Source organism: Allobosea sp. 05T433 (assembly GCF_056396065.1).
The window spans coordinates 1-13,183 of the sequence record NZ_JBFTKS010000015.1; the positions used below are offsets into that span (position 1 = coordinate 1).

Here is a 13,183-nt window from a genome sequence, read left to right on the forward strand (position 1 = left end):
CAGACGTCATAGGCCCGGCTCGCCTCATAGAGCGAATCCTTCCAGCACAGCCCGGCTTCGGCCGTGATCAGCCGGGCGAACTCGTCCTTGCGGTCGCGCAGCAGCTCGGCCGTCTTCTGCAGGATCTGCTGGCGCTCATAGCGGGTCAGTGTCGGCTTGAAGGCGCGCGCCTTGGCGAAGGCCTCGCGGACATGCTCGGGCCGCGCCGCCGGCACCAGGCCGACGACGGAATTGTCGTAGGGATTGCGGACCTCGACCATGTCGTCGGTCGAGACGAGCTTGCCGGCGATCCGCATCGTCTCGCGGCGGGGTGTCGGGCTGAAGGGAGCGTTCATCACCAGGTCCTCACGCCGCGACGCAATTCAGGGCGACGTCAAAGACGTCGAAATTGCGCAATGGCCCCTGCGGCCAGTCGACGGCGCGGTTGACCAGCATCGGCACAAGCTGCTCGGTCAGGCCGCCATGCGAGCGCAACGGCTCGGTCAAACCCGCCAGGTCGTGCCGCGCGGCGCTGGTCCCGAGCACCTTGTGGCGGGTCGAGATCACCACGATGTCGCCGATCCGGTCGGCCGGGAGCGAGAAGCGGGCGCAGGCAGCGCCGCTGTCCAGCACGACCTCCACGCCGTTGGTGGCTGCGAGCTCGGCGATGAGCGCCCGGCCGTCCGTTCCCTCCGACAGATAGATGGTAGCGAAGGAGCCGAGCGCGCCGTGATGGGCGACATAGGGGTCGGTGATCGGCAGGATCACGCGCGCCTGGCCGGCGCCGCATCGCGCGTCGACCCAATCCTGGAGATAGAGCACATCGGGCTCGCCCGAGGCGAGGTGCTTATCGTTCATGCCGTGATCGGCGGTGAGCGCCAGCACGCAGCCGAGCGCATCGAGTTCGCCGATATAGCGATCCATCATCGCATAGAAGGCGTTGGCTACCTCGCTGTCCGGTGCGGCCTTGTGCTGGATATAGTCGGTCGTCGAGAGATACATGACGTCCGGCCGGAACGTCCTGATCAGCTTCACGCCCGCTGCGAAGACGAACTCCGAGAGATCGGCCGAGTAGACCTCCGGCAGGGGCTTGCCGACGAAGGAGAGCAAGTTCTCGATGCCGTTCTCGGCCAGCGTCGCCTTGTCGGCCTTTTCCGAGGAGAAGGCGATCGAGCGGCCGCTCTTCGGATCCAGGCCCTTGCCGAGCAGGGTGCGAAGCTTGTCCTTGGCGGTGACGACGGCAACCTTGGCGCCGGCCTCCTCAAAGGCCTGCATGATGGTGCCGGTGCGCATGAAGCGCACATCGTTCATCATCACCTCTTCGCCGGCCGCCCGATCGTAGAAATAGTTGCCCGCGATGCCGTGGACTGCCGGCGGCTGTCCGGTGATGATCGAGATGTTGTTCGGATTGGTGAAGCTCGGGATCACCGAGCGCGCCAGCCGGTAGGAGCCGGCGCGCAGCAGGCGGTCGAGATTGGGCGCCAGTCCCCTGGCGATGGCCGCCTCGATATAGCCGGGCTCGGAGCCGTCGATGCAGACCACGACGGTCGGAACCTCCGGCAGGCGATAGCTGCGGCCATTGGCGGCCACGATGTTAGGGGCTCGCGTGAGCATGGGTCTTCCTTTCGAGAAGCGGACTTGGCGCTTCAGCGACATGGGCTGGTCGAGGCAGGGGGGAGCGCGGGCGGCCCGCGCCGGGAAGGTCAGTTGACCGTGGCGAGGGGCGCCACGGTCGAAGGGCGTTAGCGGATCATGGCCCGGACACGCGATGAGATGAGATCGGCCGCAAGCACCATCGCCAGGATCATCAGGATGCAGGTCGCGGTATCCTGGTACTTGAAGAGCTTCATGGAGGAGACGAGCTCGAAGCCGATGCCGCCGGCGCCCACCATGCCGAGCACGGTCGACTGCCGGACATTGGTTTCCAGCCGGTAGAACACCGTGCCCAGCCAGGTCGGCAGCACCTGCGGCAGGACGCCGAAGAAGAAGGTCTGGAAGGGCCCGACGCCGGCCGAGCGGAAAGCCTCCAGCGGTCCCTCGTCGATATCTTCCATCGCCTCGGCGAAGAACTTGCCGAGCATGCCGGCCCCGTGGATCGCAAGGGCCAGAACGCCCGCGAAGGGGCCAAGGCCGATGGCGGCGACGAAGATCAGCGCCAGGATGATCTCGTTGATGCCGCGCATGCAGTTCAGCACCTGGCGCGTGGCGTGATAGACGACCGGGCTCGGGCTTAGATTACGGGCCGCAAAGAAGCAGATCGGCAGCGCGATGACGACGCCGAGCAGCGTGCCCCAGACCGCGACCTGCAGGCTCTCCAGCGCCGGCTTCCAGAGTCGATCCAGAAAATCCGGGTTGGGCGGCATCATGCGGACCAGGAAATCCCACATATAAGGGATGCCGTTCCACAGGTTGCTGGCATTGATCTGCGAACCGAGCGCGGCCCACCACAGGAAGACGACGATCGCGAGCGACAGGGCGCTGACGCCCCACCAGCCGAAACGGCCCTGCGGCGGACGAAGGACGAGTTGCAATGTACCGAATGACATGATCGGGCTCCCCGTCGCGTTCAGGCTGTTGCGGTGGCGATGAGCGGCGTCAGCACCGGCTGAGCCAGCGCGCGCGGCTTCAGGACGCGGCTGATGCCGGGGTCTTCCAGGCCGGGATAGATCTGGTGGACGATCTCGGAGGTCAGCTGGTCCGGCGTGTCGTCGAAGATCACCCGGCCGCCGCTGAGCCCGACGATGCGCTCACCGAACTCGACGGCATAGTCGACCTGGTGCAGGTTGCAGATCACGGCGATGCCTTCTTCCTTGCAGATCGCCTTGAGGTATCCGAGCACGACGCGCGACGTTTTCGGATCGAGGCTCGCCACCGGTTCGTCGCACAGGATCACGGACGGCTGCTGGGCCAGCGCCCGGGCGATGCCGACCCGCTGCTGCTCGCCGCCGGAGAGCTGGTCGCCGCGCGCATTGGCCTTGTGCGCCAGCTCGACCCGCGTCAGGCATTCCATCGCGATATCGACATCGCGCCTGGGAAAGAGCTGCAGCATCGACAGGAAGGAGGACAGCCCGGCCATGCGGCCGACGAGCACGTTCTTCAGCACCGAGAGGCGCTTCACCAGATTGTGGTGCTGGAAGATCATGGCGACGGGCCGCTCGCCGCGCACGCTGCGCTTGGCATCGAAGACGGTGCCGTCGATCAGCGTCCGCCCCGCATCGGGCTGGGCGAGCCCATTGATGCAGCGCAGCAGGGTCGACTTGCCGGCGCCGCTGGGGCCGAGCACGACCAGGAACTCGCCCGCTCTCACGGTCAGGTCGATGCCCTGCAGCACCGGCCGACCGACATAGGACTTCTTCAGTCCTTCGATCTTGATCATCTCGGATCCTCCGCGGAACCGCGCCAGGCGCGGCTACTTCATCTTGGCCAGATCGAGATTCAGCACCTTCGCTGTGTCCCGGATGATGTCGTAGGCCTGGTCATTGGTCTCGACGAAGCGGTTGAGCTTGCCCTGATCGGCCCAGGTGATGTCCCTGATGTTCAGGAAGGCGGTCCTGATCTGCTTCTTCAGGTCGTCGGGCAGGTTCTTGCGCCAGCAGGTCGGCGATTCCGGGATCGGGTCGGAGCGCCAGACGACCTGGATGTCGGCGGGGTCGATCAGCTTCTTCTGGACCGCGGCGTCGAAGATGCGGTCGGCGATCGTCGCGGCATCGACGCGCTTGTTGGCGACGGCGAGCGCATTGGCATCGTGCGAGCCGGTGAAGAGCACGCGGCCGAAATCCTTCTCTGGATCGAAGCCGAGCTTCATCAGCCCGGCCTTCGGGAAGAGGTGGCCGGAGGTGGAGGAGGGATCGACGAAGGCGAAGGTGCGGCCCTTCAGGTCCTTCACCTCCTTGATGCCGCTGTCCTTCCGCGTGATGATCTGGGCGTGATAATAGGTGCGGCCGGACTTGGCGGTTTCGGCGGTCGCGAAGGCCTCGATCGGCGCAACCGTGGTGCCGAGCACATAGGAGAACGGGCCGAGATAGGCGACCTCGACATGGCCCGAGCGCATGGCTTCGATGACGCCATTATAGTCCGAGGCGACGAAGCCCTGGACCTTGATGCCAAGGTTCTTCTCCAGGGCGTCCAGCAATTGCTGGCTCGATTCCAGCATGGCACGGGAATCCTCCGACGGGATCAGCCCGACCCTGATCAGCTTCGTCTGGGCCCGAACCAGATGCGGCATGGCCAGAACGGCCCCCGCTGCGGCAAGCGAACCCGTCAACACCTTCCGACGCGAAATGTTCATGTCATCCTCCCGAGATGATCCGGTGGTCCTTTGACCTTGCCGGTGAACCGATTACGGGCGCCGTAGCCCTGATGTGAGTGATGTTAGGCAGCTTTGGCGGCCTGTCTCCCGATGAAATTGCGACCCCGCTCACCCTCCAGCGCCTTTGCGACCAGACGGTCCCATTCGACCGGTGACACGCCATAGGCGGCCGGGTCGGTCTTGACGCCGAGCCCTTGCAGGAACAGGCCAAGCCGTTCGGCGCCGGCATCGAGATCGCTGCCGAACACCCGCCGCAGCGCGGCATCGCATTGTGGCTGCGTGCCCATGGCCCAGCGCATCACGATCGGCAGCGAGAAGGAGCAGGCGATGCCGTGGATCGTGCCGCTTTTCAGCGTGATGTCGTAGGAGATGTTATGGGCCAGCGCCGTCTTGGTGTTCGAGAAGGCGAGGCCCGCCAGCAGGCTGGCGCGCATCTGGCGCTCCCTGAGGCCGATATCGTCGAGCCGCTCCATCAGCCGCGGCAGCGTGTCGATGATCTCGCGCGCGGCCTCCACGGCGTAATTGGCCGAGACCGGGTTGCCGTTGACGTTCCAGATGCTCTCCAGCGCATGCGAGAGCGCGTCGAGCCCGGTCGCAAGCGTCAGGCCGCGCGGCGCGCCCAGCGTCAGGGCCGGGTCGAGCACTGCAGCCTCGGGATAGAGCCGGGGATGGGCGAGCGAGTATTTGCTGCCATTTGCGGCATCCCAGACGGTGGCCCAGGAGGTGACTTCGCTGCCGGTTCCCGCCGTCGTGGGAACGGCGATGATCGGGATGATGTCCGAGGCGTCGAGCGGGACCTTGTCGACGAGATGGCGGCGCACCGTCTCGAAATTGCCGCCGCTTGCCGCGAGCACCTTGGCCGCATCGATCATCGAGCCGCCGCCGAGCGCGACGATGACCTCGGCCCGCTCTGCAGAGGCGCCGAACAGGCGGCAGGATTCGACGAGGTCAGCACAATCGGGATTGGTCTCGATATTGGCGATCGTCACCACCGGCGCCCCGGCAGCCTGTGCCAGGCGCTCAGCCAGGTCGCGGAAGATTGGCTGGTCATAGGTGACGAGCGCCCAGCGCCGCTTGCCGATCAGGCCGGCGACCTCGTTGAAGAGGCCGGCGCCAAACCGAATCCTGACGGGATTCCAATAGGCCCAATGCATGCGTTCCACCCTCGTTCCGTCTCGTCTGCCGCGCTTTCCCGGCGCTGTTGGAGTGGATGCTCACAAAGGGCGACCCAATAAACAAATTGATTTTTCAGACGTGATAGATAGAAATTTGCTATGCGTTATACGCGCCTTCGCTCGTTCCACGCCGTCGCCATGGCAGGCGGCTTCAATGCCGCTGCCGCGGAGTTCAACATCAGCCAGCCGACGCTGACCGCACAGGTTGGCGCGCTCGAGGACGAGTACGGGGTCGAGCTCTTCGTCCGGAAGGGGCGGCGCCGGGAACTGAGCGACGCGGGGCGGCAATTGCTGGCGATCACCACCCGCCTGTTCTCCGAGGAGGACGAGGCGATCGCCTTTCTCGAGCAGTCGCGCGAACTCAGGACCGGCCGGTTGTCGATCAGCGCGGTTGGCCCCTATCACGTCACCGAGATGCTCGCGGCCTTCAATCGCGCCTATCCCGGGATCGAACTCGCCGTGAAGATCGGCAATTCGACCGAAGTTCTGGACGATCTCTTCGAGTATCGCTGCGACGTTGCCGTGCTCGCCTATCTCGACGAGGACGATCGGCTGCTCACCATTCCCTATCGCCGGCATCCGGTTGCGGTGTTCGTGCGCGAGGACCACCGGCTCGCCGGACAGGCGAGCATCGAGATTGCGGCGCTCGACGGCGAGGCGATGATCGTGCGTGAGCGCGGCTCGACGACGCGGCGGGCCTTTGAGGAGGCGCTGGCCGCGACCAGGACGAGGCCGCGCACAGTCATGGAGATCGGCAGCCGCGAGGCGATCCGCGAGGCGGTGATCCGCGGGCTCGGCATCAGCTATGTCTCGGTCGCCGAATTCGTGCCTGACCCGGCGCTCCGCCTGATCCCGATCGCGGATGCGGAGATCTACACCTACGCGCATGTCGTCATCTTGCGGAAGCGCGAGGCCAGCCGGATCGTGCGGGCCTTCCTCAACGCCGTCCGCCAGACCAAGGATATGTGATCGCTCGAACCGCTGGTGTTGGGGTGCGTTCGGGGCCGGCCCGAGCGAGAGCGCTGCGGCTACGCGGCGCGGGCCGGAGCGTGCCGGGCCGCGGTGATCAGGGCGTGCGTCATCTGCCGCAGGATCGCTGTCGCGTCGCAGGTGGACAGGATCTGCGAGCTGACGAAGGCCCCATTGATGAGCACCGAGAGCTGGGTCGCGAGCACCTCGGGATGCTTGACCCGCAGCCGCTCGGCGATGTCCTGCAGGCGCCGGTGCAATTGCTGCTTATGCGTGCGGGCCACGAGCCGGGCAGGGTGATCCTCGTCCGGGAACTCCGCGGCGACATTGATCTGGGGGCAGCCGCGATAATGGGGTCGGCCGACACGCTTGCCGATCCAGGCCATATGCGCGTCGAGCTCGGCTTCGCCGTCGTCCGAGTGGCCCGCTGCCACGCCATCCCAGCATGCCCAGAAATCCTCGTCCTCACGCTGCAGATACGCGGCGATGAGGTCATCCTTCGTGCGAAAGTGACGGTACAGGCTCGTCTTCGCGACGCCGGCCGCCTCGATGATCACATCGACGCCGACAGCGCGGACGCCACGCCGGTAGAATAGGTCGGATGCGGTCGCGAGCAGCCGCTCGCGCATGTCGACCTGGCCAGGTTCCTCAGCCAGCCGTTGGTTCGTCGGCTCCGTCCGCATGCACTGTTCTCCCTTGACGAGGCGACGATAGCAGATCTCCAGTTGACACGCTACAGACCTGTCTGTACCTAAAAGAAACAGACAGGTCTGTAGCGGGAGGGAATCATGAGCGATCAGTTCGAGGGGGCAGGGATCAGCAAGCCTGCCATCGCAGTCTACGGAGCCGCCGGACATACGGGCCGCTTCGTGATCAGGGAGCTGCTGCGGCGCGGCTTCCCGGCCATCGCGATCGGGCGAGATGCCGAGAAGCTGGCGGAGGCGGGTTTCCCGGCCGGCGTCAGGCAAGAAGTTGCAGCGCTTGCGGATTCTGCAGCGCTGGCCCGCGTCCTCTCCGGAGCGGCGGCGCTGATCAACTGCGCCGGGCCGTTCCTCGACACGGCCGAATTCCTGGTGCCGGCGGCCTTGCAAACACGCATCCCCTATCTCGACGTGACGGCGGAACAGCCCAGCGCCCGGGCGACCTTCGAGCGCTATTCCTCCCCTGCGGAAGAGACCGGTGTCGCCGTCATTCCGGCCATGGGCTTCTATGGCGGCCTGAGCGACCTCCTCGTCACAGCTGCAATGGGCGACTGGACCGGTGCGGACGAGGCCCGCGTCGCGATCGCCCTGGACAGCTGGCATCCGACCGAGGGCACGCGGGTGACCGGGCAGCGCAACACGGCAAGGCGCGTGACGATTGCGGAGGGGAGGCTGCAGCACCTGCCCGATCCGGCTCCGAACGCCGTCTGGCCCTTCGCCGAACCCTTTGGCGCGCAGGAGATGGTCGAGCTGCCTTTCACCGAGGCGATCCTGATCGACAGCCATCTCCAGCTGTCGGACCTTCACAGCTACCTGAACACGGCGCCGCTGCGCGACCTGCGCGACGTTTCCACCCCGGCGCCGGTCGCGGCCGACGCGTCCGGGCGCTCGGCGCAAAAATTCCTCGTCGAGGTCGAGATCCGACGGGGGGATGCCGTACGGCGGGCGGCCGCGCGCGGGCACGATATCTATGCCATCACCGCACCGCTCGTGGTCGAGGCCGTCGAGCGGCTCCTGAACGGCGCGAAGGCACGCGGCGGCGTCTTCGCTCCGGGCGCAGTTTTCGATGCCCGGGACTTCCTGGCGGCGCTCGCCCCCGATCTCGCGCTCTGATCACTGACGGGGTGGCAGGCGGCGGCGTTCATGCTGTGCTGCCGCCCCGGTCTCTGTCGGTGCGCTGCGCGATGGAGTTCGATCTCGGCGAGCGTGGAGCTCATGTGCCGGCAGGCGTGGCGCCCGGAACGCGGGCCAGGAGACCATGTGCCGCCAACGCTTCGCGAATTCCGAGATGCACCTTGTACGCGACCTCTCCGTCTTCCGGGGCAAGGAGTTTCAGCCGCTGGTCGACTTCGTCGCGCAGATTCGCGATCTCGAGCGCGATTCCGCCGGCCGCGAGCCTTTGGCGGATGCTGGCCAACGCCGCAGCCGCGGTGCCATCGATGCTGGTGATCGGTGAAAAATCCAGGACAACGAGCTTGAGCCCCTGTGTCTCGGCAACCCTGTCCAGAATCCCGCGCCGAATATTCTCGACGTTGAAATAGACCCAGGGGTGGGCTGTCCTCAGGATCAGTGCGCCGAGCGCGGTGGTTGCGCTGGGGCGATTGGCAAGGTTCACGAAGCTGCTGCTCTCGGCATCGAAGCCAAGGGTGGCTATCTCCGGCCGGGTGAGCTGTGCAATGGTCAGCATGAGCGATGCCGCCGCTGCAATGAGCACCCCGTTGAGGACGCCCGCAATCAGCACGCCAAAGAACGCGACCAGCGCGATGATCCATTCCGCGAACGCAACCTGCCGCAGGTTGCCGATCTGCCGGAAGCGGACGAGATGCTTCGCGGCCATCAGCACGATGGCGGCAAGCACCGGCTCGGGCAGGTATTTGAACACGCCCGTGAAGAAGAGCAGTACGAGCAGGATCGCTGCCGAATTGACGAGCAGCGCCGCCGGCGAGACCGCGCCGCCCATGGCGTTGACCGCGCTCTGCGACATCCCGCCCGAGACGGCATAGCCCTGCGAAACACCCACGGCCAGATTGGCCGCACCAAGGGCCAGAAGCTCCCGATCCGTATCGATTTCGGTGCCGTTCTCCTGGGCAAAGCTCCTTGCAACCGAACTCGTCTCGACGAAGCCGAGGAGAAAGCAGGCAAAGGCCAGCGGTACGAGCTCCGTCAGGTCCTCCGGCTTGATCGCGGGGATACCGAAATGCGGGAGACCTTGTGGGATGTCTCCGACAATCGCGATCCCGAGTTTATCAAGGCCGAACAGGTGAGTCGCGATGATGGCGGCGCCCACCACGAACAAGGTGGTGGGCCGCCGCGGCATCAGTTTCTCCAGCACCAGAAACAGGACAACCGCGGCGATGCCCATGGCGAGCGAGGGGCCGTGCGCGGTGGGCAATTCCCGCCAAAGCTGCAGGAGACGTGGAAGGAAATTACCGGTCCCGCCAGACAGGCCAAAGAGCTTGGGCAGTTGCGTCGACGCGATGTAGAGCGCAGCGCCCGTCTTGAACCCGAGCAGGATCGTGTCCGAGATGAAATAGGCAGTCTGCGAGGCGCGAAGCAGGCGTCCGGCGACGCAGATCAGGCCGAACACGATCGCGGTCGCGGCCGCCAAGGCGGCGTAACGCGACAGATCTCCTGCGGCGAGGGCGGACAAGCCGGTCGGAAACAGGACCGAGAGCGCGGATGTCGGCCCAACGGCGAGCTGGCCGCTCGCGCCGAACAGGGCATAGCCGGGGCCGGCCACGAGATAGCAATAGAGCCCGGCGACGGGAGGCAAACCGGCGAGCGAAGCATAGGCAAGGGATTCGGGGATCGTGAAGGCCGCCAGGGCAAGGCCCGCCGGGATATCCTGTTTGAGGTTGCCCATCTGATATCGGCGAGCCCATCCGAACAGGTTCTCGGTGAATCTGCCGATGGACGACCCGCCGCCGCGGTCGGCCTGGGGACCATTTGGTTGCATGGCGCGCCCTCACGATCGTGCCTGCGTGAATGGCCCGGCTCCGGCAAGGCCAATGCCGAAGCAGGACGGCCTGGGCCAAACCGTCTTCCAAGGTCAGCGCCACTTACGATCAACATCAAAGAGTGCACGGCCCCGCTCATGAAGCCGCCGATGCCGGGAACCGTCCAGCGCAAACCGGCGGCCCGGCTCCCTCCACCGACCTGCAAGTGGCCGGCACTGCCCATCGTGGCGCCGATCAGGTGCCCCTCGCATGCCGAAACCAGCGTTCGGCTCAGGATAGTGCCGTGAGGTTCCGCGAGCGGTGCCGTCCTATTTCGGGCAAAGCCTGTAATTGGTGCCGCTGGTATCGTTCGCGCTGTAGAAGCGCTTGATGCGGCCATCCGGTTCCTTGGCCATGATCGCGGACACCTGTGAGGTCGAGACCGGGTTGACGCAGCCGAGCGACAGGAAGTCGCGATCGCCGACACGTTTGACCGACTGGATCCTGCATGTGGCGGCCGATGTTCTGATGCGGTCACCGCTGATGATGAAGGCCGAGACGAAAAGATCGGGTGGGCTCTTGAAGGTCATGCCGTTTCGGCCTGGTGAGAAAATCTCCTCACAGGCCGTGCCGTCGGCAAGCCAGGCTCCCTGATAGGCCGCGTAGCGACCCTCGGCTGCCCAACCATGCGAGACCAGAGCTGTTGCGGCGACAAGACCGGCGATGGCAGCACTTGCGTAAGAGGCGATAGTCATCTGTTCCCCCAATGCTCGACCTTCGCGAACTATAGCGGGTCTCTCATCCCCGTCGATGCTGTGAACGTCGATTTCCGTCCTCATGACGAGATCTTGGTTTACGTTGGGCGGCGAACGCCATGGACCGCTCATGAGGAGGGTATTCCGGAGTCGGTCAGCGGCCRTCGGGATTTCGCCGCGCCCCATGCCCTTTATCACCTCAGGTTCAGTCGCTGCCCAGCGCCTGGCGGATCCGGTGGGCGACATCCTGCAATTGGACGCCCACTTCATCGAGTTTTTCCCTTGGCAGCGAGAGAGCCGATCCCCCGCAGTTCAACGCAAACGGGCGTGAGCCGTGCAGCAGGATGGGCACTCCGACCGAATTGATCTCCTGCTTCCATTCCCCGACCGAGCGAACATAGCCATGCGCGGCGTATTCGCTGACGGCGATTTCGATTCCGGCCCGGGTGCTCTCGCTGTCGGGTTCATGGTCGCACAGCACGTCGACGATGCGCGATCGCGTCGCAGGATCCAGGCTTGCGAGGTAGGCGCGGCCCATCGCCGAGGTCGCCATCCGGATATGCGAGCCGATCTCGATGCCGAGATGCAGCGGGCTCGAACCACGGCATTCCTCGATATAGATCATCGTGCGCTGGTCGGGCGCGCCGAGTGCGACTGAGGCGCCGACGCGATCGGCCAATTCCTGCATCAGTGGCCGTGCGACATCCCGAATGGCCAGGTTGCCGAGCGCCGAGAAGCCGAGCGCCAGGGCTGCGGCAGACAGCGAGTACTGCCCGTTCATCGGTGAGTATTCGAGATAGCCGAGCTTGCTCAACGTGTAGGTCAGCCGCGAAATCGTCGATTTCGCCAGCCCGGTGCGGTCGGCAAGTTCCTGATTGCCCAGAGCGCGATCGCCGCGCTTGAAGGAGCGCAGCACATTCAGGCCGCGCGCCAGCGCTGTGACGAAGCGGGGGTCCTGGTCCTCATTCTCGCCCGGCAGGGCGGCGCCCACCGGCGTTTCGCGTTTGCGCATACTGCTTCGTCACCATCGCTCAGCTGATTGCGACCCAAAGAAGCGGGCCTTGAACCGATCCAACCGCCCGTGCCGGCTTGACGGTCTGATAGACCATATGCGAGAAAACTCGATAATGGAATTAAATTCCGAGGAATGGAATTAGATGGCGCTCGACCCTGATGTGTTCCGCCAGTTGCTCGACACGGTCGAGCGCTTCGTCCGCGAAAAGCTGAGGCCGAACGAGGCGCTCGTGTCGCAGAACGATCAGGTGCCGGCCGAGATCATTGCGCAGATGCGGGAGCTGGGGCTGTTCGGCATGGCGATTCCGGAGGCCTATGGCGGCCTCGAACTCACGCTTTCGGAAGAGGTCCAGGTCTCGTTCCTGCTTGGCGGAACATCTCCGGCCTTCCGCTCGATGATCGGCACCAATAACGGCATCGGCTCGCAAGGCATCATCATCGACGGCACCGAGGAGCAGAAAAGCCGCTATCTGCCTGAGATGGCGAGCGGGGAGCGCGTCGGCTCCTTCTGCCTGACCGAACCGGAAGCAGGCTCGGACGCGGGGTCGCTGCGCAGCTCGGCTCGGCGCGACGGCGATGATTTCGTCATCAACGGCACCAAGCGCTTCATCACAAACGCCCCGGTCGCCGGCCTCTTCACGGTCTTTGCGCGCACCGACCCTGACAGCAAAACGGCCGCGGGCATTTCGGCGTTTCTGGTCGATGCCGATCGCCCGGGCATCACGCTCGGCCGGACCGACAAGAAGATGGGGCAGCAGGGCGCCCACACCTGCGACGTGATCTTCGACAATGTCCGCGTGCCAAAGACGGCGATCCTTGGTGGGCCGGATTACGAGGGCAAGGGCTTCGTCACCGCCATGAAGGTGCTCGATCGCGGGCGCCTGACCATTGCCGGCGTCTGCGTCGGAGTCGCTGAGCGCTTGATCGCCGACAGTCTCGCCTACGCCATGGAGCGGCACCAGTTCGGCAAGCCGATCGCGGAATTCCAGCTGGTCCAGGCCATGTTAGCCGACATGAAGGCGGAGAGCTTTGCCGCGCGCTGCATGGTGGAAGAGACAGCGCGTCGGCGCGATGCCGGCCATGGCATCGCCACCGAGGCGGCCTGCGCCAAGATGTTCGCTTCCGAGATGGTGGGGCGTGTCGCGGACAAGGCCGTCCAGATCCATGGCGGAGCCGGATATGTCGCCGATGCCGGGATCGAGCGCTTCTACCGGGATGTGCGCCTGTTCCGGATCTACGAGGGTACGACCCAGATCCAGCAACTGGTCATCGCGAGGAACATGATCCGCGATGCCCGCCGGGCCGGTGCGGCCGCCTGATTCAACCGGGAGGCCGCTTCCCGGGT

At 65.3% G+C, this 13,183-nt stretch carries 13 protein-coding genes; 3 read left to right on the forward strand and 10 right to left on the reverse strand.

The annotated features are described in order from the left end of the window. The 6 genes from AC1DGP_RS20320 to psrA all read right to left on the reverse strand — a co-directional run. The coding region (locus AC1DGP_RS20320; RefSeq protein ID WP_476832464.1) for an aldehyde dehydrogenase family protein at positions 1-335 on the reverse strand (335 nt) is incomplete at its 3' end. A gap of 10 nt (positions 336-345) precedes the next feature. Then, positions 346-1,593 carry a phosphonoacetate hydrolase gene (gene phnA / locus AC1DGP_RS20325; protein ID WP_441493471.1) on the reverse strand — a complete coding sequence of 416 codons (1,248 nt, stop codon included), beginning with the start codon at positions 1,591-1,593 and terminating at the stop codon, positions 346-348. Positions 1,594-1,721: 128 nt separating this feature from the next. Continuing rightward, complete coding sequence (gene phnE, locus AC1DGP_RS20330; RefSeq protein WP_441493472.1) at positions 1,722-2,525, reverse strand: phosphonate ABC transporter, permease protein PhnE; 804 nt, start codon at positions 2,523-2,525, stop codon at positions 1,722-1,724. A gap of 20 nt (positions 2,526-2,545) precedes the next feature. Further along, positions 2,546-3,355, reverse strand: a complete 810-nt coding sequence (gene phnC, locus AC1DGP_RS20335; RefSeq protein ID WP_441493473.1) for a phosphonate ABC transporter ATP-binding protein — start codon at positions 3,353-3,355, stop codon at positions 2,546-2,548. A gap of 33 nt (positions 3,356-3,388) precedes the next feature. Beyond that, on the reverse strand, positions 3,389-4,267 hold the full coding sequence (gene phnD / locus AC1DGP_RS20340; protein ID WP_441493474.1) for a phosphonate ABC transporter substrate-binding protein: 879 nt from the start codon (positions 4,265-4,267) through the stop codon (positions 3,389-3,391). Positions 4,268-4,350: 83 nt separating this feature from the next. Then, positions 4,351-5,442 (reverse strand): iron-containing alcohol dehydrogenase PsrA, encoded by a 1,092-nt coding sequence (psrA, locus tag AC1DGP_RS20345; RefSeq protein WP_441493475.1) that lies wholly within the window; start codon positions 5,440-5,442, stop codon positions 4,351-4,353. A gap of 120 nt (positions 5,443-5,562) precedes the next feature. Between psrA and AC1DGP_RS20350 the strand changes: the two genes are divergently transcribed. Continuing rightward, positions 5,563-6,432, forward strand: a complete 870-nt coding sequence (locus AC1DGP_RS20350; protein ID WP_441508613.1) for a LysR substrate-binding domain-containing protein — start codon at positions 5,563-5,565, stop codon at positions 6,430-6,432. A gap of 59 nt (positions 6,433-6,491) precedes the next feature. Here the strand turns inward: AC1DGP_RS20350 and AC1DGP_RS20355 are convergent, their stop codons facing one another. Next, entirely contained in the window at positions 6,492-7,115 is a 624-nt protein-coding gene (locus tag AC1DGP_RS20355) for a TetR/AcrR family transcriptional regulator (protein WP_441508612.1), read from the reverse strand. A 105-nt stretch (positions 7,116-7,220) separates the two neighbouring features. On the opposite strand from AC1DGP_RS20355, the gene AC1DGP_RS20360 reads away from it, so the two are divergent. Further along, positions 7,221-8,246: a saccharopine dehydrogenase NADP-binding domain-containing protein gene (locus tag AC1DGP_RS20360; RefSeq protein WP_441508611.1), complete on the forward strand. Its 1,026-nt coding sequence runs from the start codon at positions 7,221-7,223 to the stop codon at positions 8,244-8,246. A gap of 100 nt (positions 8,247-8,346) precedes the next feature. Here AC1DGP_RS20360 and AC1DGP_RS20365 read toward each other — a convergent pair whose 3' ends face one another. The 3 genes from AC1DGP_RS20365 to AC1DGP_RS20375 form a co-directional block, all read right to left on the reverse strand. Further along, positions 8,347-9,996: a SulP family inorganic anion transporter gene (locus tag AC1DGP_RS20365; protein WP_441508610.1), complete on the reverse strand. Its 1,650-nt coding sequence runs from the start codon at positions 9,994-9,996 to the stop codon at positions 8,347-8,349. A 402-nt stretch (positions 9,997-10,398) separates the two neighbouring features. Beyond that, the gene (locus AC1DGP_RS20370) at positions 10,399-10,824 is read right to left on the reverse strand and encodes a hypothetical protein (RefSeq protein ID WP_441493480.1); all 426 of its coding nucleotides are present in this window, start codon (positions 10,822-10,824) and stop codon (positions 10,399-10,401) included. A gap of 205 nt (positions 10,825-11,029) precedes the next feature. After that, positions 11,030-11,836 carry an IclR family transcriptional regulator gene (locus tag AC1DGP_RS20375; RefSeq protein ID WP_441508609.1) on the reverse strand — a complete coding sequence of 269 codons (807 nt, stop codon included), beginning with the start codon at positions 11,834-11,836 and terminating at the stop codon, positions 11,030-11,032. A gap of 145 nt (positions 11,837-11,981) precedes the next feature. Here AC1DGP_RS20375 and AC1DGP_RS20380 point away from each other — a divergent pair, with 145 nt between their 5' ends. Then, positions 11,982-13,157, forward strand: a complete 1,176-nt coding sequence (locus AC1DGP_RS20380; RefSeq protein ID WP_441508608.1) for an acyl-CoA dehydrogenase family protein — start codon at positions 11,982-11,984, stop codon at positions 13,155-13,157. Positions 13,158-13,183 lie beyond the last annotated feature (26 nt).